This window comes from Planctomycetota bacterium, from assembly GCA_035384565.1.
Lineage (GTDB): Bacteria > Planctomycetota > PUPC01 > DSUN01 > DSUN01 > DAOOIT01.
The window spans coordinates 1-24,308 of sequence record DAOOIT010000060.1 but is presented as its reverse complement, the minus strand read 5'-3'; the positions used below and the strand labels follow the sequence as shown (position 1 = coordinate 24,308).

Genomic DNA, 24,308 nt, shown 5'->3' with positions numbered 1-24,308 from the left:
CCCCCTGTGGAGGGCCCTCGCCGCGATCCGGCCAGCCCCGGCGCTCCACAGGCCCAGGGCGCGAAGCGCCTCGGCTCAGTGCCGTTCCCGGAAGCAAGGGGGGATGGAGACTCAGGGGTGGTGCCGAAGGGGGGACTCGAACCCCCAAGGCCTTAACGGCCACTAGGTCCTGAACCTAGCGCGTCTGCCAATTCCGCCACTTCGGCTCGGGGCAGGGTCCTATAGTCTAGCCACTCCGCTTCGGGTTGTCAAGAAAAAGATCGTTGACTCCGGGGGCCTGGATCGGTAGAATTGGGGGTTCCCAAGGTCCGAGGCGACATCATCGGAGTGACCAGATGACCAAGTCCTTTATGGCCAAGGCGGGCGACATTGCCCGGCAGTGGCACGTGGTGGATGCCGACGGCAAGGTGCTGGGCCGCCTGGCGACCCGCGTGGCCACCGTCCTGTGCGGAAAGCACCGCCCCACCTTCACGCCGCACGTGGACACGGGCGACTTCGTGATCGTGCTGAATGCGGCCAAGGTGCGGGTGACGGGCCGCAAGCTGGACCAGAAGCAGTACCTCACCCTGTCGCGCCGGCCCGGCCACCTCAAGAGCCGAACGATGCGCGAGGTGATGGCCACCAAGCCCGACCTCGTGATCCGCGAGAGCGTGCGGCGCATGCTGCCCCACAGCCCGCTGGGCCGCCACATGCTCCGCAAGCTGAAGATCTACGCCGGCGCCGACCATCCCCACGCGGCGCAGAACCCCCAGCCGCTCGACGTGACGTGACCCACGAAGGAGACCCCGCGTGTCCACCACCGCTGCCCCCACCGCTGCTGCCGCCGACCTGTGCTGGAGCACGGGCCGGCGCAAGACCGCGGTCGCCCGCGTGCGCCTGCGCCGCGGCACCGGCCGCATCCTCGTCAACGGCCGCGAGGCCGACGAGTATTTCCCCATCGAGCGCCTCCAGAACGCCGTGCGCGCGCCGCTCCGCGCCGTCAAGGCGGCCAACAAGTACGACGTCCTGGCCACCATCCAGGGCGGCGGCGTGGCCGCCCAGGCCGGCGCCATGCTGCTCGGCGTGGCCCGCGCGCTGGTGAAGGTGGACCGCGAGGCCCACGCGCGCCTCAAGGAGGAGGGCTTCCTGACGCGCGACTCGCGCGAGAAGGAGCGCAAGAAGTACGGCCGCAAGCGTGCCCGCGCCCGCTTCCAGTTCTCCAAGCGCTAGAGCGCACGGCCCATGGCCCATCCGACCCGCCGCGCGGCCCCCAGCCCGCGGCGGGTCTTTTCGTCGGCGGCCCCCCTCTCCTCGCTTGCAGCCTCGCCCCTTGTGTGGCATGGTAGGGGCGAGTGCCGGGGCGCGAAACCGCACTTCCGCCGAACGAAGCCCCGCCTCAGGCACACGCCCGGGAGGATGGGGACGTTCGCGGGCGGGCTTCAGCCCGTATCCGGCGCCGAAGACACGGCCTGAAGGCCGCCCTACGAACCCCCGCTTCATCGGGCTGAGGTGCGATTGCCCCTGTGGAGACACCCGATGGCTGCGTTCAGGCTCGGCGTGTTGATTGACTGCTTTCGCCTGGGGGTACGCGGCGGCATCCAGAAGGCGGCGGAGATGGGCTTCGACGGCATCCAGGCCTACGTCACCGGGGGCGAACTGGCGCCGGAGAACCTGCCGCGGAGCGCGCGGCGCGAGTTCCGCAAGTTCGTGGCCGACCGCGGCCTCGAGCTCAGCGCCCTGTGCGTCGAGCTGGGCGGTTACGCCGACCCGGCGACGCTCGACGAACGCATCGGGCGCACCCGCCGCATGGTGGACCTCGGGCTCGACCTCGGCGTGGCCGTGCACACCAGCCACATCGGCCGCGTGCCCGCCGAGCCCGACGCCCCGGCCCGCCGCACCATCGCCGAGGCGCTCCTTGCCATCGGCACCTACGCCGCCGAGCGCGGCGCCTGCCTCGCCTGCGAGACCGGCCCCGAGGACGCAACGGCCCTGCGCCAGTTCCTCAGCGGCCTCCACTGCGAAGGCCTGAAGGTGAACTTCGACCCCGCGAACCTGGTGATGAACGGCTTCGACCCCGTGCGGGGCGTGCACGAGTTGGCGGGCCTGATCGTGCACACGCACGCCAAGGACGGCGTCCGCCGCCCCGACAAGACCAAGGCCGAGGCGCCCCTGGGCGAGGGCCAGGTGCCGTGGGAAGCCTACCTCGCGGCGCTGAGCGACGTCGGCTATGCCGGCTATCTCACCATCGAGCGCGAGGCGGGCGACGACCCCGTCGCCGACATCCTCAAGGCCAAGCAGTTCCTCGAGGAGCAGTGCCGGCAGGGGTATGTGTGTCGGTCACGACTGGCGTGAAGATCAGGCAACCGGTCACTCGCCCACCAGAGGAGAAGACCGCCTAAAGGCTGGAATCCCAACAGGTAATGAACTCGCTCGGAGTCCAGCCTTCGGGCGGCGGTGCCTTGTCTTCACGCCATTCGCACCTGCGGGCGATGGGGTATGGGCAGAGGCCGCCCCCCGGGCGAGCGCCCATACTTGCTCAAGGCAGTGGGGGGAGGTGAGCAAGTATGGGTGGAAGGGCGAGATTGGGCGATTGTGGCGGTTCCGGCCATACTGCGCCTGCCCGGATGGTGAGCAAGTATGGGTGGAGGGGCGAGAACGGGCGATTCTCGTGGTTCCAGAAGCTCCGGGCCTGTCCGGGCGATGAGCAAGTATGAGCGGAAGACGGGAGCCACAGAGGCGCAGGCCGGCTACTGCTTGGGAGGCGGCGTGGACGGCGCGGGGGGCGCGGGCGGCGGAGGCGCGGGCACGACGACGGGGAAGTGGGTGACGGGGCCCCAGTTGCCGGCGCCGTCGCAGGCGCGGAGGTGGAAGAACCAGTTGCCGGGCTTGAGGCCCTGGAAGGCGGCGGTGGCGGCGGGGCCGGCGAGGTTGGCGGGTTGGGTGGCGGGGGCCTGGTCGAGGGCGTAGGCGTAGCCGGCGATGCCGGTGGCGTCGGCGGCGGCGTTCCATTCGAAGCGGAGGTTCTGGCCGCTCTCGCGCTCGGCGATGGTGAAGTTGTCGAGGTACATTCGGAGGCCGGGACGGGCGGTGTGGCCGCCGAAGTCGGCGAAGAGCACGTAGCGGATGGGGCAGGAGGCGCCGGGGGTGGCGGGCTTGAGGAACTGGAGGATGTCAATCTCGGCGTGGTGCCATTTGTCGTCGGAGATGATGGGGACTTCGCCGACGACGGGGTAGTAGGTGGAGGGGCTGGTGAGCTTGATGGCGTGCCAGCCGGAGGCGTTGTGGAGGTGGAGGTTGATGGCGAGGCCGGGCGGGATGCGGTAGTCGAAGCTGAGGATGGGGTGCTTGGCGGCGTCGAAGGCGGCCTTGTAGGCGTAGAAGCTGAAGTAGCGCCCCTCGCGGGTGGGCATGGTGCACAGCGAGTAGCGGCCGGTGGCGGCGGTGGTGGTGACGCGCTCGAGCTCGCCGTAGCCGCCGTAGGCGGCGAAGCTGCCGGCGTCGTCCTCGAAGGTGTTGCGGACGAGGCAGTTCGAGGGGATGCTGGCGACGTAGAGCTCGGGCGGGGGGGTCTTGTCGAGCGAGTAGTCCATCTTCCACGTCCAGGCGCGGTCGGCGGCGTTGCCCACGTTGTCCTCGGTGTGGAGGGCGACGGGGACGTCCTGGCCGTCGGCGATGGTGATGGGCTTGGCGAGGAAGGCGGCGTCCCAGGTGAGGGTGCCGGTGCGGGCGTCGTAGGTGACGCCGGGGTCGGTGAGGCGGTAGGCGGTTCCGGCGACGGTGAGGGTAGTCTTCTCGCGGTGGATGCCGGAGGGCTTGTCGGCGAGCTGGACGCGGATGCGGCCGTCGGCGGAGCGGGCGCCGGGCTGGGGCTCGACGTTCTGGATGGCGGGGGGCTGGTCGTCTACGAGCACGGTGCGCTGGAGGGGTTCGGACCAGTTGCCGGCGCGGTCGCGGGCGCGGACGGCGAACTGGAAGAGGCCGGCTCCGAGGTCGCGGAACTGCCAAGCGGGCTCGGGGGATTCGACCCACTTGGGGGCGCCGGGCAGTGCGGTGAGGCTGTGCTGGAAGGCGGCGATGCCGCTGGGGTCGGCGGCGGCGAGCTTCCATTCGAGCGGGCCGGCCTTGGTGGAGGCGGCGGGGGCGATGCGGAAGTTGTCGAGGTGGTATTCCACGCCGTCGGCGTTGCCGAGGAAGCCGGTGTCGGCGAGCTGGAGCGCGGTGATGGTGTAGCTGGCGGCCTGGGGGAGCGCGGTGGTGAGGATTTCGTGGAGGTTGAATTCGGTGTGGTGCCACTGGCCGTCGGCCTGGACCTCGGGCACGGCGCCGATGCAGTTGGTGCCGTTGGGGTCGGTGAAGCGGATGGTGTAGGGGACGCCGGCGATGGTGAGGACGAAGTCGGCCCGCAGGCCGGGGGGCACCTTGTAGTCGAAGGAGACGAGCGGGTAGCGGCCGGCGTCGAAGGGGGTGGAGCGGATGGTGACGGTGAAGGGGCCGGCGGCGTGGAGGTTGTAGATGCGGAGCGAGTAACGGCCCGAGGCGGCGGTGGAGGCGTCGCGCTCGATGAGCGAGTATTCGGGGGTGGCGGCCCACTGGCCGAGGCCGGTCTCGAAGTCGTCGTCGCACAGGCAGGGGTGGGAGGCGTCGAGGCGCGTGAGGCGCGGGGGCTCCTTGTCGCCGCTGCGGTCGTAGTGCCAGGTGAGAGCGTAGGGGGCCATGGCGTGGCCGGCGAAGTCGGCGGCGGCGAGCGTGAGCTTGATCTCCTGGCCGTCCTCGAAGGCGAGCGGCAGGCGCGAGAGGTCGAGGGCCACGTGCTTCGCCACGGGGTCGTAGGTGGCGGGGCCGGGGGTGAACGAGGCGGCGGGGTCGGACGGCACGATCTGCACGGGCTGGTCCTGGTCGAAGAGCGTGAGGCGCAGGGTCTTGGGGTCGATGCCGCTCTCGTCGGCGAGGTCAATGCCCACGACGCTGGCGGAGGAGCGGGCGCCGGGCGCGGGGTTGGAGGCGACGACGGTGGGGGCCGCGGTGTCCACGAGGATGGGCAGATGGGCGACGCGCGACCAGCCGCCGTCGGCGGCCCTCGCCCGCAGGTGGAAGAACCAGAGGCCGTCGGCCAGCCCGGTCTGCTCGAACACGCCGCCCTTGAGGGTCTTGTCGTCGGCGGGAAGGGTGGCGGGGCTGCGGTCGAGGACGACGCTGGCCTCGGTCTCGGGCGCCCAGGTGAAGCGGACGTCGGGCGGGCCGGGGGCCCAGAGGCGCACGTTGTCGAGGCGGTAGGTGACGCCGGCGGGGTTTCCGCCGATGCCGGCGGTGAGGTAGTTGGCCTTGTCGAGGGTGCTGAGGGCGACCTCGTCCACGGGCAGCGCGGCGGCGGCGGGGTAGCAGCGGAGGAGCAGGGCGCGCAGGTCCACGTCGGCGGTGTGCCAGGCGTCGTCGGCCTGGAGGGGGGCCGCGCCCAGGATGGGCACGCCGGCGGGGCGGGCCTCGGGGTTGGTGAGGAGGACGGCGTGGCGGCGGCCGTTCATCTTGAGGTGGAGGTTCACCTTGGCCTCGGGCGGGAAGCGATAATCGAAGGTGAGGCGGGCGTAGGCCATGGCGTCGAAGGGGCCGAGAGGCATCTTGAGCTCGAAGGGGCCGCCGGAGCGCGGGTTGGTCACGGCGAGGGCGTAGCCGTCGTCGCGGGCTTCGAGGCGGGTGGCGGAGCTGCCGGGCGTGCCGGCCCACCTGGCCGCGCCGTCCTCGAAGTCGTGCAGGAGGGCTTTGTGCGCGGCGGCGATCTCGGGCGGCGGGGGCAGCGCGGGGATGGGGGCGGCGATCCGCGGGCGGAGCGGGTCCTCCGCGCCGAGGGTGTCCTGGTAGGCGATCCAGGTGCGGGCGATCATCACCGAGTTGTCGTGGGTCCACAGGCACACGCTGCCGGCGTCGAGGGGCTCGGGGTCGGTGTATTCGAGCACGAGCGCGTCGTCCACGAAGCAGGCGATCGTGGGCCCGTGCTTTTCGATGGCGATGTGCCACCACTTGCGGTGGAGGCTGTTGGTTTCGGGCGTGCTGTCGAGGAGCGTGGGAGGCCGCAGGGCCAGCTTGGTGGTGGAGGCGACGATCTGGCCGCGGCGCAGGAGGGCGGTGGCGGTGTTGTTCCAGCCGCCGTAGATGAAGGAGTAGCCGGAGGCGGGGTTCTGGCCGTCGGCGCACAGCGAGACGTTGAGGTCGCCCGGGCGGTAGATGCGGCTGTCGCGCTTGATCATCTGGAAGGCGGCGAAGAAGTGCACGGTGAGGTCGCCGCGGAAGCGCTGCTTGTTCCACAGCACGGCGGCGTCGGGCGAGCTGCCGCCCATCCACGACCATTGGGGCGAACAGGTCCAGCGGTTCTGCATCTCCCAGGTGCCGCTGGCGACGCGCCAGGCGACGGGGGCCGTCTCGAAGTAATCGTCGAGCACGCGTTCGCTGTGGACCGCGCACTGTTCGAGGGCGGGCCGCCAGCCTTCGGCCCAGAGGGCGGCGCGGCGGCCGGGCAGGGGCGCGGGGTCGCGGTGCCAGAGGACCAGGGCGTCGTCGGCGAAGGCGGCGGCGCAGTCGGCGATCCAGCGCAGTTCGATGGCCCGGGCGCCGGCGGGAGCAGTGCCCTGCCCCACCGGCTGCGCGGCGCGGAGGAGCGTGAGCTTGTGCGGGCCGCCGGCCTGGGGCTCGACGACGAGCTGGTAGCCGGTCTCGGGCTGCTGCCCGTCGGCGCGCACGACGAGGCCCAGCTTGCCGGGCAGGCTGGGCGGCTGGCCGAGGTCGCAGCGCACGGTGCAATCGCCCCAGTGCTCGATCTCGTGCCAGGCGAGGGTGCGGGCGGCGGCGGGGGCGGCGAGCTGCCAGTCGCTGGCGGCGGAGGCCCAGGCCTCCATCGTGTCCTCGCCGGCGAAGATGCGGTTGTGGACGCGCACGGGGACCGCGCGTTGGGCGCGCGCGAGACGCACGGCCCCGAAGCGCGCGGGCGCCCCCGCGAAGAGGCCCACCCGCCCGGCGCCGGCCTGTGGCCGCAGCGTCGAGAGGGCGGCGGCGCCGTCGAGGGCGATGCTCACGCGGCCGCGCTGCTGTGTAAGCAGGATGCGGTGGGGCCGCGGGCCGCCGTTCCGGGGCAGCGGGGCGGAGGCGAGGGTGGTCGCCCGGCCGTCGCGCACTTCGCGGACCTCGAGCTTCCCGGCGGCGAAGACGGCGGCGGCGTAGTGGCCCTCGCCGCGCCAGTCGAAGAGCAGGCCGGCCTCGCCGTTCGAGGGGTGGAGGGTGGTTTCGAGCTCGAAGTCGCCCCAGGCGTCGCGCTGGAGGAGCGTGCCGGCGCCGCGCACGCCGCCGCGGGTGGGGGCCCAGTCGCCCGCCGCGTCCCAGCCGTCGAGGGCCGGGCTCTCGAAGCGCTCGACGCGCAGGTCGAGGCTGCGGACGAGCACGTCGTCGAAGTAGGCGCCCGTGGGGTCGGCGCACCAGAGGCCGGGCAGGCCCTCGAGGAACGTGTGGTCGGTGGCGCGGAGCAGCGGGTGGCCGTCAATGCTGGCCGAGAGTTCGCCGTGGCAGGCCTCGAGGCGGAAGAGGAACCAGTCGTCGGTGCGGAGCTGGCCCTGGCAGGCGTCGAGGCGGTCGGTGACGCCGTCGAGGCAGCGCAGCAGCTCGATGACGCCGGCGCGCGGGTCGCAGCGGAGGAGGTAGTAGTTGGCGTCGTCCTGGCGCAGGATGACGAGGCCGAAGGCCTGGCCGCCGAGGGAGCGGACGGCGCTCTCGATGCTGTAGTTGCGCCAGGAGGGATAGCCGGTCACGGCAAGGGCCGGGGCCGCCTCGGTGCCCTGGCCGAGGAACGAGAAGGCGTTGGCGCTGCGGGTGGCGTCGAAGCGCTCGCGCTTGCGCAGCTCGGTGACGGCCCACTTGCCGCTGGCCGTCTGCCACACGCCGGCCTCGCGGGCGGTGCGCATGAAGTCGTCGGAGAAGTAGATTTCGCGGAGCGACGCCTCGGACGCGCCGGCCGTATCGAGGGCGCCCTCGGGCGTGTAGTCGGCGCTGCCGGCCAGGGCGAGCTGGTCGAGCCGCAGGGCGCCGGTGGCGGTGAGATGCAGCTCGCGCGTGCCGCGCGCCAACGCCATCGTGCCCAGGTTCACCCACTGCCAGGCATCGTCCGGAACGGCGGCATTGAGCCGTTGGCCGTCATCCCGTGCGGAGACGGCGACGGGCTCGCCCCCGACGGCGCGGGCGCGGGCCCACACGGTGTAACGCCCGGTGGCCGGTGCGCGCACCTTGAGCAGGGCCGCCGCGCGTTCGCCCACCAGCTCGAGGCACTGGCCCTGCGAGGCGCCGCTGTCGCGGTGCAGGCGCGCCGGGCCGCGCAGGCGCGAGGCCAGCTCGCACTCCACGCCCACGAGCGGCACGGAGCCGCCGAGCAGCGGGGGCGCCAGCAGCAACAGGGTCGGGATGACGTGCAGGAAGCGGGACATCAGGTTGCGTGCTCGCCGCCTCTGGAACCAAGCCGCTTCCTATACCTTATCAAAGAGGGTGCCGGCGTTCAAACCTGATTTTCGGCGGGCGAGGCCGGCCCCGTCACCCAATGCGCAGGGGGCCGCCGCCGGCCTCCGAGGCCGGGGCGACTTCCACCACGCGGACGGGCTGCTCGGGGCCTCTGCGGCCCGGGCGCACCTCGATGGCGACCAGGGGCTCGCCGCGGAGCTTCGAGTACCGGGCGGTGAGGGCCGCGGCGGTGCGGAGGTGCTCGGCGGCCTGATTGCCGCGGAGCAGGGCCGTCGGGCCGGGGGCGTCGCGGGTCGTCAGCAACAGGTCGGTGGGCCGCGAGAAGGTGAAGAGCGTGACGTTCTCGCGGTGGACGCGGCCGATGACGAGGCGGGTGGCGGCGTCGAGGCGGAAGTGGCGGCCGTACTTGAGGAGGTGCAGGTCGCCGAGGTCGGGCTCGGCCCCGCCCAGGTGCTCGAAGTAGTCGCGGAGGCGCGCGGCGAAGCCGGGGTCGGTCAGCAGGCAGCCGCCGGCGGGCGAGCCGTGCTCGGTGAGGCCGTAGCGGCGGGCCAGCTCGAGCTGCGGCTTGCGCGAGCGGCCGTGGAGGTCGAGCAGCCGCTCGCGGTCCACCCAGCCCTTCTCCTCGGGGATCGTGGGCGGCAGGAGCTTGGCCGAGAGGGGGCGCAAGATGAGGCCGCCGAGGCCCGTCTCCTCGCTGATGCGGTGGAGGACGAAGCTGCGCTGCGACATGGGCCTCTGGCCCACCACCTCGCCGGTGACGATGAACTGGGCGCCCGTCTCCCGCATCCGTTCAGCGGCCAGGCGCAGCATGGCCATGTGGCAGTCAATGCACGGGTTCATCTGCGAGCCGAAGCCGTGGGCCGGGTCGCGGAGGATGGCGAGCTGCTCGGCCGTGAAGCGGAGGGGCCTGAGCGGCACCCCGAGCTGGCGGGCCACCCGCAGCGGCCGCAGCAGCGACGGCGTCTCGGGCGCCGTGGCGTTGAAGATCGAGACGAAGTGGAGGGCCTCCACCTCGACGCCCTGGTCGAGCATCAGGCGGATGGCGAGCGAGCTATCCAGCCCGCCGGAGAGGAGAGCGATGGCTTGAACCTTCATAACCTGCGTGCCTCGGGGAGGTTCCGGCCGCACCTGGGGAGCCGGCGCGTCGCGCGCCGGAGATGTGCCTGGGTGTCGGCCTCCTGGGGCCGCCCCCTGCCTCTATGGTAGTCGGGGAGCGGCTGGGGCGCAAGCGGCACTCGGCGGCGACCCGGCGGACGAGCCGGTGGCGATGGGGACTCTCGCCTTCGCCAGGGGCAGATTCCGCGCCTGTGACCGACCCGCGAGCCACACCCTCCCGAACGTTCCGACACGTTCGGGAGGGTAAGACCCCCAGCGCTCACCCTTCTTGTTCCCATCCCCGGCGGGCACAGAGAGGTTTGAACGAGTAAGGAGATGTGCTATAATCGCCGCGAGAGCGCCATCGAGGTGGGTCGCCATGAATCCGCTGCAATACCTGACGTGGCGCGCCGGCATCGAGATCGTGCTGCTGGCGCTGATGTACTACGTCATGCTGCGCTTCGTGCGCGGCAGCCGCGGGGCGGGCATTCTCAAGGGGCTGGGCCTGGTGGTGGTCGTGGGCCTCCTCGGCGTGCTCTTCCTGGCCCGCTTCCTGAACCTCCAGGTGATCGGCGGCATCGCCACCGAGGTGGTGGCGCTGTTCGGCTTCGCCCTGCTGGTGATCTTCCAGCCCGAGCTGCGCCGCGCGCTGGTGCGCCTGGGCCAGGCCCCGCTCTTCGGGTTCCTCGCGCGCGCGGAGAAGGAGGTGACCGACCACGTGGTGGAGGCCGCCGCCACCCTGAGCCGCGACCAGGTGGGCGCCCTCATCGCCATCGAGCGCGACGTGAGCCTCCGCAGCTACATGGAGGGCGGCGTGCGCCTCGATGCCGACGTCACGTCGGCCCTGCTGGTCACCATCTTCAACCCGAACACACCGCTGCACGACGGCGCGGTGATCATCCAGGGCGACCGGATCGTGGCCGCCGGCTGCCTCTTCCCGCTCACCGAGAACGTGGAAGCGGGCAGCGGCTTCGGCACCCGGCACCGCGCCGCCATCGGCGTCACCGAGGACAGCGACGCGATCGCCATCGTTGTCTCCGAGGAGACCGGCAGCATCTCGCTGGCGATCAAGGGCAAACTGTCGCGGGGCCTGGACCCCGAGAACCTGCGGACGATTCTGCGGGGCATCCTGGCCCCGGCCACCACCTGAAGGAGGCGCGGCCCGCATGCGGTCCCTCTTTCGAGCCCTGCTGCGGCACCTCGACCTCAAGCTCGCCGCGCTCCTGCTCGCGGCCGCGACCTGGTACTACGGCATCACCGCGGGCATTGACGAGCGCCGCTTCGTCGGCGTCGTCGTCCGCGCCATCAACCCGCCGCAGGACGTCGCCCTGGGCCCCCTGGTGACGCGGACGGTGAACCTGGTGCTCCGCGGCCCGCGCCGCGACCTGGATACGTTGAAGACCGACGAGCTGTTCGTGGTGGTGGACCTCAAGGCCCAGGAACTGAGCGGCGGCGAGCTCCAGCTCCGCGTGCCCCTGGCCACGCACCACGTGCGCTCGGGCCGCGACGCCGAGACCGCCGAGCGGCTGCCGGCCGGACTCGTGCTCGTGCGGGCCGAGCCGGACGTGGCCGAGCTCACCCTCGACCGCGTGCGCGAGGTGCTCCTCGACGTCGAGGTCGTCACCGAGGGCGAGCCAGGCGCCGGCCTCACCCTGAAGAAGACCGTGCAGCCGCCCAAGGTCAAAGTGCGCGGCGCCTTCCGCCTCCTCCAGCGCCTGAGCACGATTCGCACCGAGCCGATCCGCGTGGACGGCTTGCGCGAGCGCCTCCAGCGCCGCGTGGCGCTCCAGCGCCAGGTGGTGAACCCCGAGTTCCAAACGGCGCCCATCGCCACCGAGCCGGAGAGCGTGGACGTGGTGCTGGACGTCGTGGCGACGCCGGAGGAGAAGACGATCGAGCGCGTGCCGGTGCGGCTCACCGTGGTGCCCGGCACCGTGGCCGTCGTCAAGGAGGAGGTGCGCGAGGTCGCCGTCCGCCTCAGCGGTCCGCGCCAGGTCGTGCGCGAGATTGACGCGCCCAGCCTCGTGGCCGAGGTGAGCCTCGAGGGCGCCCAGGCCCCCGCGCGCGGCACCGAGGTGACGACCGTGTTCCTCCGGCGCGAGAACATCCGCCAGCTCACCCCCGCCGGGCTCTCGGCGCCCCTCGCCCGCGAGGTCGAACTCCTCGAGGTCCGGCCCCGAGCCATCCCCCTCACCCTCGACCGCGTCGGCACCCGCACCCTGCCCGTCAGGCCCGTGCGCGAAGGCGTGCCGGCCGAGGACTACGAGGTCAGCGAGGTCACCGTCGTGCCCGACAAGGTGACGGTCCGCGGGCCGGAAACCGTGCTCAAGGAGCTCAAGGCCGTGGACACCATGCCCGTGGCCGTCACCGGCCTGCGCGAGCGGCTGCGCCGCACCGTGCGCCTGGTCGAGACCGTGGACGCGGAGCCGTTCCGCGGCGTGCGGATCGAGCCCTCGCAGCAGCTCGTGGACGTGGTGATCGCGGTGGCCGAGCGGCGCGAGGAGAAGACGCTCACGGGCCTCCCCGTGCACGTGCTCGTGCGGCCCGAGGTGGCGCTCAACGTGCGGATCGAGACCTCGCCGCGCACGGTCGGCCCGGTGGCCTTCGTGGGGCCGCGCTCGCGCATGGAGCACTTCGGGGCCGACGACGTGACGGCCTTCGTGCTGCTCGACCTCACGGGCGCGGCCGACCTGCGGCCCACGCTCCGCAACGTCGAGTTCCACATCCGCGACTCCCAGGTGCGCCTGGCGCCCGACACGAAGCCGATCTCGATCAAGATTGACTTTCCGCCGCCCGAGCGCGGCGTCGAGGCCCCGGGCCAGAAGCAATGAGGCGTGCGACCATGATCGAGCTGAGCGTGAACATTGACCACGTGGCCACCGTGCGGCAGGCCCGCCGCATCGCCGAGCCCGACCCCGTGGCGGCCGCCGTGCTGGCCGAGCTGGGCGGCGCCGACGGCATCACCGTGCACCTGCGCGAGGACCGCCGCCACGCGCAGGACCGCGACGTGCGGCTCCTGCGCGAGACCGTGCGCGGCGAGTTCAACCTCGAGATGGCCTGCACCGAGCCGATCGTCCGCCTCGCCCTGGAGGTGAGGCCCGACCTCGTGACGCTCGTGCCCGAGCGCCGCGAGGAGATCACCACCGAGGGCGGGCTCGACCTGCGCCGCCGCCAGGCGGCCCTTCGCCGCGCGGTCGCGCGCTTCCGCAAGGCGGGCATCCGGGTCAGCTTCTTCATTGATCCCGACGCGGCGCAGATCCGGCTCGCGAAGCGCCTGGAGGCCGACTTCGTCGAGCTGCACACGGGCGAGTACGCCCACGGCCGCACCGCCGCGGAGCGCGCCCCCCAGCTCCGGCGCCTCGCCGAGGGCGCCGCCGCCGCCGCGGCGCTCGGCCTCGGCGTCCACGCGGGCCACGGCCTCAACGTCCGCAATGTCCAGCCCGTCGCGCGGATCCCGCAGATCACCGGCCTCTACATCGGCCACAGCATCGTCGGCCGCGCCCTGTTCCTCGGCATGCGAGAAGCCGTGCGGGAAATGAAGGACCTGATACTCGAGGCGAGGACCAACCCCGGCGCGTGACCAGGAGGAACCCGCGGCCCGTCTTCTGCCGTCACGCCTCACGCCTTACGCGTCGCGAATCACCGCCTCCCAGCAGTCGAGGACCGGTATGGACAGCGAGAAGATCAAGCAAGCGATTCGCCTGTACCTCGAGGGCATCGGCGACGACCCCGACCGCCCCGGCCTGCGCCGCACGCCCGAGCGCGTGGCGGCCATGTGCGCGGAGGTCTTCGCAGGCTACACGGCCGACCCCAAGGCGATCTTCCGTCACTTCCACGCGGAGCACCACGACGAGATCGTGCTGGTGCGCGACATCCCCTTCTACTCCACCTGCGAGCACCACCTGCTGCCGTTTTTCGGCAAGGCCCACGTGGCCTACCTGCCCGACGGCAAGCGCCTGTGCGGCATCAGCAAGCTGGCCCGCATCGTGGAGGTGCATGCCCGGCGCCTCCAGCTCCAGGAGCGCCTCACGGCCCAGGTGGCCGACTCGCTCGTCCGGGCCCTCAAGCCCAAGGGCGTGCTCGTGGTGATCGAGGCGGAACACCTGTGCATGACCATGCGCGGCGTGCGCGCGCCCGGCTCGCGCACCGTGACCTCGGTGGTGCGCGGGCTCTTCCGCGAGAACGCCGCCACCCGAGCCGAGGCCATGGCGCTGCTGCACGACCGCGGGCTCTGAGGCCGCGCGCCGCTCAGGTGGCCTCTTCCAGGGGCAGCACGAAGGCCTTGAGGCCCTTCAGGGTGAGGGTCTGGCGCAGGGAGCGGATCGCCTCCACAATCCGGGCGGCTTGCTCATCCTCGACGGCGACGACGAGGGCGTGGTTGCGCTTGGGCCACACGGGCGTGCCCAGGTGCGGCCCGCCCGACCTGCCGCGGCCCTGCACCTCGAGCCACCGCGTGTAGCTCTCCACCCCGGCGTCGTGGAGCACCTGCAAGACCTGCCGGTCGTGCGCCTCGTCGTAGGCGATGAAGATGAGTTTCACGGGCGGGCTCCTGAAGGGTCAGGGGATGTAAGGATGGGCGAGTGAGTGCCGGAGAAGAAGCGGCCCTTCCCCCATCCAATCATCCACTCATCCATTCATCCAACCGTCTCTCATGCGCCCTCCTCGCGGCGCGCGTGGCCGCGGCGCTCGAAGATGGTGTAGAGGATCGGCACGAAGATGAGCGTGAGCACGGTGGAGACCGTGAGCCCCGCGAACACGGTCATGCCCAGCGGGTTCCAGATCTCGGCGCCCTGCCCTCCCCCGAACGCCATCGGGATCAGGGCCACGATGGTGGTGACGGCGGTCATCAGCACGGGGCGCAGCCGCGTGCGGCCGGCCAGGCGAATCGCGTCGAACAGCTCGTGCCCGCGGGCGCGCAGCAGGTTCGCATAGTCCACCAGCACGATCGCGTTGTTCACCACCACGCCCACGAGCAGCAGCAGGCCGATGAAGACGATGATGCTCAGGTTGTGCCCCGCCAGGAAGATGCCCCAGATCACCCCGACGAAGGCGAACGGCACCGAGAACATGATGACGAAGGGGTCGAGCAGCGACTCGAACTGCGAGGCCATGACCATGTAGACGAGCAGGATGCCGATGACGAGGGCCAGGGTGAGCCAGAAGAAGCTCTCGCGCTGCTCCTCCGCCTGGCCGGCGAACCGGATCTCGACGCCCTGGGGCACGTTCAGCGAGGCGAGCCTCTTCTCGAGGTCGGCCACGGCCTCGCCGGCCGAGCGGCCCTGGAAGTTCCCGCCCACGGTCACGAGGCGGCTCTGGTCCTTGCGCTCGATCTCCACCGGGCCGCGCTCGAGGTGCACCGTGGCCAGGTTGCCCACCTGCACCAGGCCCCCGCCCGGCAGGCGCACGGGCGTGAGGGCGATGTCCTCGAACGTGCCGCGGTCCTTCTCCATGAGCCGCACGAAGATGTCGTACTCGTCGCCCGCGATGCGGTACTTGCTGGCCACGCGCCCGTAGAAGGAGGCGCGGATCGTGTCGGCGATGTCGTACACGTTGAGGCCCAGGGCCGACGCCCGGTCGCGGTCCACCGTCACCTGGAACTCGGGCTTGCCCTTCAGGCGCGAGATGCTCACATCCACGATCCCCGGCACCTCGGCCGCGATGGCCTTGACCTGCGCGGCCAGGGCGTCGGTGACCGCCAGGTCGTCGCCGAGAATCTCGACGCTCAGCGGCATGCCGCCCCCCATGATGAGCTGCGACATCCAGTCGCCGGTGTCGAGGCGGTACTTGTAGATGCCGAGGGTGTTCTTGACGGCCTCGATGCGGCGGCGCACGGCCTGGGCGATCTCCTTGACGGACCGTTGCCGCCGATTGATGGGCACCAGGCTGGCGCCGAACTCGCCGATGTGCGAGCCCTCCTCGCCGAAGACGCTCTGCACGCCCTCCTCGCTCTGGCCGCAGCGCCAGTAGGTCATCTGGCGCTCCTGGGGCGCCACCTCCTCGAGCACGATCTGTTCCATGGCCCGCATGATGCGAGCGGTCTCTTCGACGCGCGTGCCCACGGGCATGTGCACGATGCCGCGGAGCTGGGCGCGGTCCTCCTCGGGCACGAACTCCGAGCCGATCAGGGGCACGAGGAACACGCTGCCGGCCAGCATGGCCACGGCGGCGAGGATGACGAGGGCGCGGTGGCGCAGCGACCAGGCCAGAGCCGTGTCGTACCAGGCCTGGAGGATGTTGAAGCCGCTCTCGAACAGCCGGAACCCCAGGCCGGGCCGCTCGCCGCGCACGCCCTTGCGCAGGAACTTCGAGGCCAGCATGGGCGTGAGCGTGAGCGCCGAGAACAGCGAGCCCAGCAGCACGATGGCCACGATGGCCGCGAACTCGGTGAAGAAGATGCGCGTCACGCCCTTGACGAAGATGATGGGGAAGAAGATGCACAGCGTGGTGATGGTGGAGGCCACGATGGGCATAGCCACCTCGGAGGCGCCGTAGATGGCGGCCTCGCGCGCCTCTTCGCCTTCCTCGCGGTGGCGCGTGACGTTCTCCAGGATCACGATCGCGTTGTCCACCACCATGCCCACGGCGATGATCATGCCGAAGAGCGTCATCATGTTGATCGTGTAGCCGAAGAAGAAGGCCAGGATGAAGGTGAGGATGAGCGAGAACGGCATGCTGAGGGTGATCACAAAGGTGCCGCTCACACTGCGCAGGAACACCAGCACGGCCGCGATCGTGAGCCCGCCGCCGATCAGCAGCGCGTCCTTCAGGTCGGTGATGGACCGCTCGATGTCGGCCGACGAGTCCATCAGCAGGCTGATCTTCACGTCGGCGGGCAGGCGCTTCTGGAGCTCGGGGATGCGCGCGTTGACCGAGCGCGCGACCTTCACGGTGTTGGCGCCCGACTGCTTCTGGACCATGAAGAGCAGGCCGCGCTGGCCGTTGACGCGCACCTGCTGGGTCTCCTCCTTGAAGCCCCACTCGACGGTCGCCACGTCGCCCAGGCGCACCACGGAGCCGTTCGTGGCCTTGAGCACGATGCGCTTCATCGGCTCCACGTCCTTGAACTCGCCGGGCACGCGGATCAGGTAGTCGGTGAGGCCCTGCTTCACGTTGCCCCCGGGGATGGTCTGGTTCTCGAGGTTCACCGCGCGCACGACGTCCTGCGGCGTCAGCCCGTAGCTGGCCAGGCGTTGGCGGTCGAACTGGATGTTCACCTGGCGGTTGGTGGAACCCCGGATGACCACGGCGCCGACGCCGGGCAGGCGCTTCAGGGGGTCCACGATCTCGTCCTCGATCAGCTTGTAGAGGTCCGCGTAGCTCTCGCGGGCCAGCACGCCGAAGAACATGATCGGGAAGTTCGCGATGTCCAGCTTCAGGATCAGGGGGTCCTCGACGTCGTCGGGCAGCAGAATCTTGGCGAAGCCGATGCGGTCGCGGACCTCGTTCGCACGGGAGTCGAGGTCGGTGCCCCACTCGAAGATGAGGCGGATCACCGAGACCTCTTCCTTGGAGGTCGAGACGATGTGCTTGAGCTCGGGGGTGGTCGAGATGCGGTCTTCGAGGAGCTTGGTGACCTTGGTTTCCACGTCCTCGGCCGCGGCGCCCGGATACGTGGTGAGCACGGTGATGGCCGGCAGCTCCATCTCGGGCATGAGGTCAATGGGGAGCTGCGTGAGGCAGAACGCGCCGATCACCAGGATGGCGAAGAAGATCATCATCGTGGTGACGGGATTGCGGACCGAGAACTCGGGGAGCTTCATGGCGTGGCGTCCTGTGCCGATTGTCGCGCTTTCGCGCGAAAGCGCGACCATCGGGATTCGCTTCGGCTCACTTCGCCTCCTCCTCCACGGTGACAGGGGCGCCGTCCTCGAGCCCGTGGTGGCCGCGCGTGAGCACCGTTTCGCCGGGCCTCACGCCTTCAAGCACCTCCACCATGGCGCCCTCCGCCAGGCCCAGCTTGAGGGCGCGGCGGTGCGCCTTGCCGCCCTCGGCGACCACGGCGAACGGCTTCTCGTCCTCCCACAGCATGGCATAGTCGGGAATGGTGGTCGCCCCCTTGCGCTCCTCGAGGAGCAGCCCGACGCGGGTGAACATGCCCGGCTTGAGCCGGCGGTCGGCGTTGGCAATGTGGACTTCGATCTCCACGGTGCGCGTGCGCTCGTCCACGACCGGGCTGACCTTCTGCACCGTGCCCTCGAAGGTCTCGCCGCCGTAGGCGTCCACGGTCACGGTCGCCTTGGTCGCGCCCGCGCGCACGAACGTCAGGTCGCGTTCGGCCACGCCCACGACCACCTTCACGGTGGCCACATCCATCAGGGTCACGATGGGGGTGACCGGCGAGACCATGTTCCCTTCGTCGAGGTGTTTGGCCGCCACCACGCCCGCGATGGGCGCCCGGATGGTGGATTCCTTGACGTTGATCCGCGCGAGTTCGAGGGCGGCCCTGGCGGGCTCGATCTTGGCCGCCACGGCCTCGCGGTCCTCCTGCCGGGCGCCCTTTTCGGTGAGCGCGAGCTGCTCCTGCGCGGCCCGGAGCTGCTGTTCGGCGCTCAGCACCCGTTGCTCGGCGCTGCGCACCTGCTGCTGCTCGGCCTGATGCCGCTCGCGCGCAACGGCGAACTGGGCCTCCGCCGAGTCGAGCTGCTGCTGCGTGGCGACCTTCTCCTCGAAGAGCCTCCGGATGCGCTCGACCTCGCTGGTGGCGTTCCTGAGCATGGCGAGGGCCTGGGCGACGGCGGCCCGGGCCCCCTCGACGGCGGCCCGGGCGCTCTCGAGGGCGGCCTGCGCGGCCTTGACGTTGGCCTCCGCAATGGCGAGCTCCTCGGGACGGGCTTTGGCGTTCACCCGCACCAGCTCGGCCTCCAGCGCCTTCACGGTCGCCTCGGCCTGCTTCTCCTGCGCCACGTAGGCATCGTGGTCAATCACGGCAATGGGGGTGTCTTTCCTCTCGATCACGGTGCCCAGCTCGATCGGCGTGCCGTCGGGCAGGCGCAGGGCGTCGAGGCGGCCGCTGACCTTCGACATCACGCGCACCTCCGCCATCGGCTTCACGGTGCCCGTGAGCATGGCCACGCGGCGCAGGTCGCGCGCCCGCGCCTTCACGCCGGTCGTGTGGACCGGCCCGGAGGGCCCCTTGTCGGCGGGCGCCTTCGCCTGCCCCATCTTCTCCTGGTAGCGGGCGTAGCCGCGCACCGCGGCCCAGTAGCCCAGGCCGCCGACGACGGCGAGCCACGCCAGCAGCTTGAGAGCCTTCATCGCGGATTTCATCTGCCTGCTTCCTTTCCGCGCGACTCGAGGTCGCCGGTCGCCTTCTCGAGCATGAGGCGAGTCATCATGTGAGCGTACAGCGCCTGGTAGTAGAGGGCCTGAGCCTTCGAGAGCGCCTGGCGCGCGTCCAGCACCTCCACCTCGGTGGTCGCGCCCGCGCGGTAGCCCACCTCGGCCAGCCGCAACCCCTCGCGCGCCCGCTCGATGTTGGCCGACTGCGACACGACCAGTTTCTCCGCGTCCTCGACGCTCAGGAGGGCCTCCTGCACCTCGAGCAGCACCTGCTCCTCGGCGTCCAGCAAGGCGATCTCCCGTTGGCGCAGCCGCGCGCGCTCCTGCCGCACACGGGCCGAGGTCCTGAAGCCATCAAACAGGGTCCACGCCAGGCTCGTCCCGGCCGTCCAGGCGTCGTTCCACTGGATGTTCGTCATCGAGTGCGGGTCGGGCTTGGCGTACGTCTCCGTGAAGAACACGCTCAGCATGGGAAACCAGCCGGCGCGGGCCACACGCACGAGCTGATGCTGGAGGCGCACGGCGAACTCGGCGAGGAACAGCTCGGGCCGCTGGCGGAACGCCTTGCCCACGGCCGCCTCGAGCTCGGGGCTGATCGCCTCGTGCACCAGCTTCCCCGTGAGGGTCACCTGGCTGCCTTGCGCCACCCCCAGGATGCGCAGCAGTTGCGCCCGGCCCCGCCGTTCGGTGTTCTGGCGCTCGATCAGCTCGGCCTCGATGTTGCTGATCTCCACCCGCGCGCGCAGCACGTCGTACTCCTTGGCGGTGCCGGCCTTGAAGCGCTTCTCAACGTCGTCCAGGTGCCGCTTTGCGAGATCGAGGTCCAGCTCGCTCACCTTGACCAGTTCGACGGCCAGCAGCACGTCGTAGTAGGCCTTGCGCGTCTGGAAGAGGACCGCCTGGACGATGGTGCGGACCTGCTCGTCGGCGACGAGGGTGGCGATCTTGGCGGCTCGGATGCCGGCCCGAATCGCGCCGCCCTGGAAGACGGGCTGCCGGAGGGCCAGAGCGAACGAGTAGTTGTCGAGGCTGCCGATCGTGATGGTCTGCGGCCCGGCTGAGAAGCTCGACACCTGGTCCACCCGCGTGTAAGTGCCCGTGAGCGCCGCGGTGGGGTACAGCGCGGACCAGGCCTCCGTGAGGGCGCCAGCCGCGATCTCCTTCTCCTGGAGCGTGGCCAGGAGCTGCTTGCTGTTGCCCATCGCGAGAATCTGGGCCGCCTCGAGCGACAGGTCGCCCCGAATCGTGGGGCGCGAGGGGTCGTCGTGCCCGGCCAGCGATTGCTGCCAGGCCTGGAGGGCCGCCTCGCGGCTGGCCGCCACGTCGGCCCGGAAGCGTTTGAGGTTCATGCACCCGCCTGCCGCAACGGCTAGGGCCGACAAGGCCAGGGCCAGCAGGCGTACACGCGACATGGCCGTCAAGGTCGTTCTCCATCAGTCCCTCGGGCCAGAAGCAGGCGAAGCACAATCGCCCGCAGTGCCGCAACCCTTTGAGCCACGGGCTCTTGCGTCTCGTGAATCAGCCACCTGGCGATGAAGGCGTTCAGGATGCCCTGGAGGCAAAGCTCGAGGTTGGCCGCCCCCACGTCCACGAACACGCCGGCGACGATCCCGCGCTCAAGCACCCGGGTGAACGCCGCCTTGGCGTCCTGGATGAGCGCCAGGCACCGCTGCGGCAGGGCGAGCGAGGCGTCGCTCTGCTCGGCCAGCGGCGTCTGGAACACCACGCGCGCAAAGCCCTTGTGCTCGTCGAGGATCCGCACGCGAAACTCGATGAGCGCCTCAACCGCCGCCACCGGGTCGGCCTGGCTCAGCACGGTGTCGCGGAAGGTTGCCAGCGACGCCTCGATCAGCCCGGCCAGCACCTCCTCATACAGCTCTTCCTTGCCCTTGGGGAAGTAGTTGTAGAGCGTGCCGACGGCGAATTCGGCCTCCTGGGCAATCTGCTCGACCGTGGCGCCGCGGTAACCGTTGCGCGCGAAGACCCGTTCCGCGGCCGCCAGAATCTCCTGGCGATGGGCCAGCCGCTCGCGTTCCTTACGCTTCAGCCCCTGCGTCGAATCGTCGGCTCCCATGTTCGGCACCTCATCACCAGAGGCGTACTTCATGAGATGAGGATATGCTCATCTAATGAGTCTTGCCTCATTATACTCTGCCTGGTCCGCTCTGTCAAGGGTCGATTTCCCCGGGGGTCTGGGCCGGAATTGTAGGCAGGGTGATGGTCTCTGGAGCCTGAAGGGCTCGCATGGGATAGCCCAGGGCAACGCCCTGGGTTCAGCGGGATCCACGGGTCCAGCCCTGAAGGGGCGAGATAGAAGCTCTCGATTCCGCCCTGTCAGGGCTGCCGCGGGGCGGTCTTGTTCCCAGGGCGTTGCCCTGGGCTATCCCATTTCGCTCCTTCGGAGCTCCCGCCGCCACCTACAATTCCGGCCCACACCCTTTCCCCGGTCTTGCGCTAGAGCGGCATGTTAGTATGATGGTTAGAGGTATGGTGATTGCAGCGGCTCGCGGCGCGGCAGTCAGGAGTGCAGGCACGTGGTCCTGAGGCGAACGGGTCCGGCAGTGGCGATCCTGCTGGCCGCCAGCGCGCTCTTGTTCGCGCCATCGCTGTTGACCCGCGACCCGTGGAATCCTGACGAGCCTCGGGCCACCGAGGTGGCCCGCGAGATGGTGGTGCTGGGCAACTACCTGGTGCCGCACCTCAACGGCGAGCCGTACTCGGACAAGCCGCCGGTCTTCTACTGGCTCGGCTCAACCTTCTGGCGCCTGGGTTACGGGCTCAACTCGGGCCGGATGGTCTCGCTGCTCGCCGCCACGGCCACCGCCCTGCTCGTCTACGCCCTGGGCCGGCGGCTCCATGCGCCCGAGACCGGCCTCCTGGCCGGCCTCGTCACGCTCACGACGCTGCTCTTCGGTTTCATCTGCAAGTTCGGCGTGCTGGACCCCCTGCTCACGTTTTTTACCACGGCGGCGGTCGCGTGCGCCGTGCGCGCCTTCGAAGGCGGCCCCGGGCGCGGGCGCTGGTGGCTCGCGGCCTATGCCGCCGCCGCGCTGGCCGTGCTCACGAAGGGGCCGCCCGGCCTCGCCGTGGCCGTGCTCGTGCCCCTGGCCTACGGCTACGCTCGGCGCCGCGAGGTGCACAAGGGCGGCTGGTGGCACGCAGCCGGCGCGGCGCTCTGCCTCGCCCTCGTCGCGGCGTGGGTCGTCCCCGCCTGCCTCCAGGCGGGAGCGGCCTATACGCAGGACCTCCTCTTCCAGCAGACGGCCCAACGAATGGGCGAGGAGGCGAGCCACTGGCAGCCCTTCTACTTCTACTTTCTCTACGCACCCGTCTTCCTTCTGCCGTGGACCCTGCTCTTCGTGCCCGGCCTGCTCTGGGGCATGAGGGTGGGCCGCACGCGGCGCGACGCCGTGGGCCTCCTGGGCGTGGCCTGGTTCCTCAGCGTGCTTGTCTTCTTCTCGCTGTTCTCGGGCAAGCGCGAGCGCTACCTGCTGCCCCTCGTGCCCGCAGTGGGCCTGCTCTGTGCCCGGTACCTTGTCGCGGTGCTCCGGGGCGAGCTGGTGGCGCTCGGGGGCCATCGCGGTCTGTGGAAGGCGACGTTTGTGCTCGTGGGCCTGCTGGGCATCTTCTTCGTGGCGGCGGCCCTGGAGCCGAACGCCACGGTGGTGCGGTGGACTCCGGACGCGGATGTGCAGGCCGAGATGCGGGCGGCCATCACCCCGGGCGTGAGGCTCGGCGCGGGCCTCGGCGGCGGCCTGATCCTCGCCGCGTGCTTCTGGGGGCTTCGGACGCCGCGCGACGGACGCGGCGAGGGCCGCCGCGCGGCGGCCGCCGTGGCCGCCATGCTCGCGCTGTCGCTGGTGGTGGACGTGCTGGCCACGCCGATCCTCAACCGCTTCAAGTCGGGCCGCGACCTCGTGGAGGAGGCCGGCCCCTACCTTCGCGAGCCCTACGAGATCATCTTCTACCAGTCCGACTACTCGGGCGTCTACAACCTGTTCACCCGGCGCACCGGGATTCGCCTGATCCGGGATGAGAAGGATGGCCCGAGCGCGGAGCAGCAGTTGCGCGAGGCCCTCCGCGCGGGGAGGCCCCTGTCGCTGATCGCCAAGGAGGGCCGCGAGGTCCAGCTCCAGGGGATGATCGAGAAGTTCGGCCTCCGCGAGGTCGCGCACGAGCGCGTCGGGCACCGCAAGATCTTCGTGCTCACCAACGCCAAGCCGTAACGGCCTCACACCACCAGCTTGCCCAGCACCACGTCGCGCACCTTCTGCACGTCTTCCCACACGACGCGCTTCTCGGCGGGGTTGCGCAGCAGGTAGGCGGGGTGGAACGTGGGCATCACCAGGATGCCGCGCCAGCGGATGAACTGGCCGCGGAGGCGCGTGATGCTCTCCTTCGACTGGAGCAGGCCGCGCACCGCCGTGGCGCCCAGGAGGCAGAGGACCTTGGGCTGGATGATATCAATCTGCCGCAGGAGGAAGGGGCGGCAGGCGTCCATCTCGTCGGGCAATGGCGCGCGGTTGTTGGGCGGGCGGCACTTGTTGACGTTGCCGATGTAGACGTCGCTCCGCCGGAAGCCCATCGCCTCGATGATCCGGGTGAGGAGCTGGTCGGCGCGCCCCACGAACGGCTCGCCCTGGATATCCTCGTCGTGGCCGGGCGCCTCGCCCACGAACATCAGGTCGGCATCGGGGTTCCCCACGCCGAAGACCACCTGGGTGCGGCCCTCGTGGAGCCGGCACAACTTGCAGTTCGCGATGGTCTTGGCGAAGAAGTCCAGTTGTTCGCCCTTCGAGAGCCCCTCGGGAATCGGGAAATCGTAGTTCCTGGCGTCGAAGAGGCCCGCCCTGCTCTCGGCGGGCGGAAGGGGCGCGGCCTGCACGGGGGGCGGCGGCGTGCTGGCCACGTGCCGGGGCGGCAAGGCCACGGGCGCCGCGGCGGGGCGCGCGGGTTTCGCGGCAGGGCGCGGCGGCCTTGCGGCCGCTCGGGTCGAGGGGCTTGTCCCCGCCGAGGCCGCCGCGGGCGGCGCCGAGGCATCCGCACAGGCCGCAAAGGCGGGCAGCCTGGCGCTGTCTATGCCGAAGCCCTGTTCCAGTTCGAGGCGCGCGGCCGCGGCGCGCACGAGCGCCGCGTACTCCTCGCGTACGTCCGGCTCCTTGGCCACTGGCCGCTCTCCTTTCCTCGCGCAGTATAGCGCCCGCGGCCGGGAGGGTCAACCGCGGGTGCGACCAGGAACGGCAGGTGCCCCTGCCCCTGCGCAGCGGGTTCGATGCCGCACAGCCGCCTTGGGCTGTGCCTGTGGGCGGGACGTGCCCTTGGCCTCGCTCTGGCCAGGCCCCGTCATGCCAATCGCGGCGTGGGGACACGCCGCCCACAACGTCGGTCGAAGGCAGGGGGGCCTGTGCCAGGCTCACCAGGGTCCAGCGATCCTCACGCGGCCGCCGATGGGGAGCGTGGGACGG

At 70.8% G+C, this 24,308-nt stretch carries 16 protein-coding genes and 1 tRNA gene; 8 read left to right on the top strand and 9 right to left on the bottom strand.

All coding sequences use genetic code 11. The features are described from left to right. Positions 1 to 118: 118 nt before the first annotated feature. Positions 119 to 206: transfer RNA gene (locus PLE19_18710), tRNA-Leu, on the bottom strand. 129 nt (positions 207 to 335) lie between these two features. Here PLE19_18710 and rplM point away from each other — a divergent pair. From rplM to PLE19_18695, 3 genes are all read left to right on the top strand, one after another. After that, positions 336 to 770 (top strand): 50S ribosomal protein L13, encoded by a 435-nt coding sequence (gene rplM, locus PLE19_18705; GenBank protein ID HPD16984.1) that lies wholly within the window; start codon positions 336 to 338, stop codon positions 768 to 770. Between the two features lie 19 nt (positions 771 to 789). After that, a complete protein-coding gene (gene rpsI / locus PLE19_18700; protein ID HPD16983.1) occupies positions 790 to 1,209 on the top strand; it encodes a 30S ribosomal protein S9 in 420 nt (139 codons plus the stop codon). A gap of 306 nt (positions 1,210 to 1,515) precedes the next feature. Next, positions 1,516 to 2,331, top strand: a complete 816-nt coding sequence (locus PLE19_18695; protein ID HPD16982.1) for a sugar phosphate isomerase/epimerase family protein — start codon at positions 1,516 to 1,518, stop codon at positions 2,329 to 2,331. A 395-nt stretch (positions 2,332 to 2,726) separates the two neighbouring features. Here PLE19_18695 and PLE19_18690 read toward each other — a convergent pair whose 3' ends face one another. Continuing rightward, positions 2,727 to 8,438 carry a hypothetical protein gene (locus PLE19_18690; protein HPD16981.1) on the bottom strand — a complete coding sequence of 1,904 codons (5,712 nt, stop codon included), beginning with the start codon at positions 8,436 to 8,438 and terminating at the stop codon, positions 2,727 to 2,729. 103 nt (positions 8,439 to 8,541) lie between these two features. Then, positions 8,542 to 9,564, bottom strand: coding sequence for an asparagine synthase-related protein (locus PLE19_18685; protein HPD16980.1), 1,023 nt, complete (start codon positions 9,562 to 9,564; stop codon positions 8,542 to 8,544). A 379-nt stretch (positions 9,565 to 9,943) separates the two neighbouring features. Here PLE19_18685 and cdaA point away from each other — a divergent pair, with 379 nt between their 5' ends. The 4 genes from cdaA to folE all read left to right on the top strand — a co-directional run bounded on the left by cdaA (position 9,944) and on the right by folE (position 13,799). Next, positions 9,944 to 10,714: a diadenylate cyclase CdaA gene (cdaA, locus tag PLE19_18680; protein HPD16979.1), complete on the top strand. Its 771-nt coding sequence runs from the start codon at positions 9,944 to 9,946 to the stop codon at positions 10,712 to 10,714. 16 nt (positions 10,715 to 10,730) lie between these two features. Continuing rightward, on the top strand, positions 10,731 to 12,395 hold the full coding sequence (locus PLE19_18675) for a CdaR family protein (GenBank protein HPD16978.1): 1,665 nt from the start codon (positions 10,731 to 10,733) through the stop codon (positions 12,393 to 12,395). A gap of 11 nt (positions 12,396 to 12,406) precedes the next feature. After that, the gene (locus tag PLE19_18670; GenBank protein ID HPD16977.1) at positions 12,407 to 13,144 is read left to right on the top strand and encodes a pyridoxine 5'-phosphate synthase; all 738 of its coding nucleotides are present in this window, start codon (positions 12,407 to 12,409) and stop codon (positions 13,142 to 13,144) included. A gap of 88 nt (positions 13,145 to 13,232) precedes the next feature. Continuing rightward, positions 13,233 to 13,799: a GTP cyclohydrolase I FolE gene (folE, locus tag PLE19_18665; protein ID HPD16976.1), complete on the top strand. Its 567-nt coding sequence runs from the start codon at positions 13,233 to 13,235 to the stop codon at positions 13,797 to 13,799. Positions 13,800 to 13,812: 13 nt separating this feature from the next. Here folE and PLE19_18660 read toward each other — a convergent pair whose 3' ends face one another. The 5 genes from PLE19_18660 to PLE19_18640 form a co-directional block, all read right to left on the bottom strand. Next, a complete protein-coding gene (locus PLE19_18660; protein HPD16975.1) occupies positions 13,813 to 14,103 on the bottom strand; it encodes a P-II family nitrogen regulator in 291 nt (96 codons plus the stop codon). 110 nt (positions 14,104 to 14,213) lie between these two features. Beyond that, positions 14,214 to 17,324, bottom strand: a complete 3,111-nt coding sequence (locus tag PLE19_18655; GenBank protein HPD16974.1) for an efflux RND transporter permease subunit — start codon at positions 17,322 to 17,324, stop codon at positions 14,214 to 14,216. 67 nt (positions 17,325 to 17,391) lie between these two features. Then, on the bottom strand, positions 17,392 to 18,831 hold the full coding sequence (locus PLE19_18650; GenBank protein ID HPD16973.1) for an efflux RND transporter periplasmic adaptor subunit: 1,440 nt from the start codon (positions 18,829 to 18,831) through the stop codon (positions 17,392 to 17,394). Next, the gene (locus PLE19_18645; protein HPD16972.1) at positions 18,828 to 20,192 is read right to left on the bottom strand and encodes a TolC family protein; all 1,365 of its coding nucleotides are present in this window, start codon (positions 20,190 to 20,192) and stop codon (positions 18,828 to 18,830) included. The genes PLE19_18650 and PLE19_18645 overlap by 4 nt, the downstream gene beginning before the upstream one ends. A gap of 68 nt (positions 20,193 to 20,260) precedes the next feature. Next, positions 20,261 to 20,917, bottom strand: coding sequence for a helix-turn-helix domain-containing protein (locus PLE19_18640; GenBank protein ID HPD16971.1), 657 nt, complete (start codon positions 20,915 to 20,917; stop codon positions 20,261 to 20,263). Between the two features lie 460 nt (positions 20,918 to 21,377). Between PLE19_18640 and PLE19_18635 the strand changes: the two genes are divergently transcribed. After that, positions 21,378 to 23,069, top strand: coding sequence for a glycosyltransferase family 39 protein (locus tag PLE19_18635; GenBank protein ID HPD16970.1), 1,692 nt, complete (start codon positions 21,378 to 21,380; stop codon positions 23,067 to 23,069). Between the two features lie 5 nt (positions 23,070 to 23,074). On the opposite strand, the gene PLE19_18630 is transcribed toward PLE19_18635, so the two are convergent. Continuing rightward, positions 23,075 to 24,010, bottom strand: coding sequence for a uracil-DNA glycosylase (locus tag PLE19_18630; GenBank protein HPD16969.1), 936 nt, complete (start codon positions 24,008 to 24,010; stop codon positions 23,075 to 23,077). Between the last annotated feature and the right edge of the window lie 298 nt (positions 24,011 to 24,308).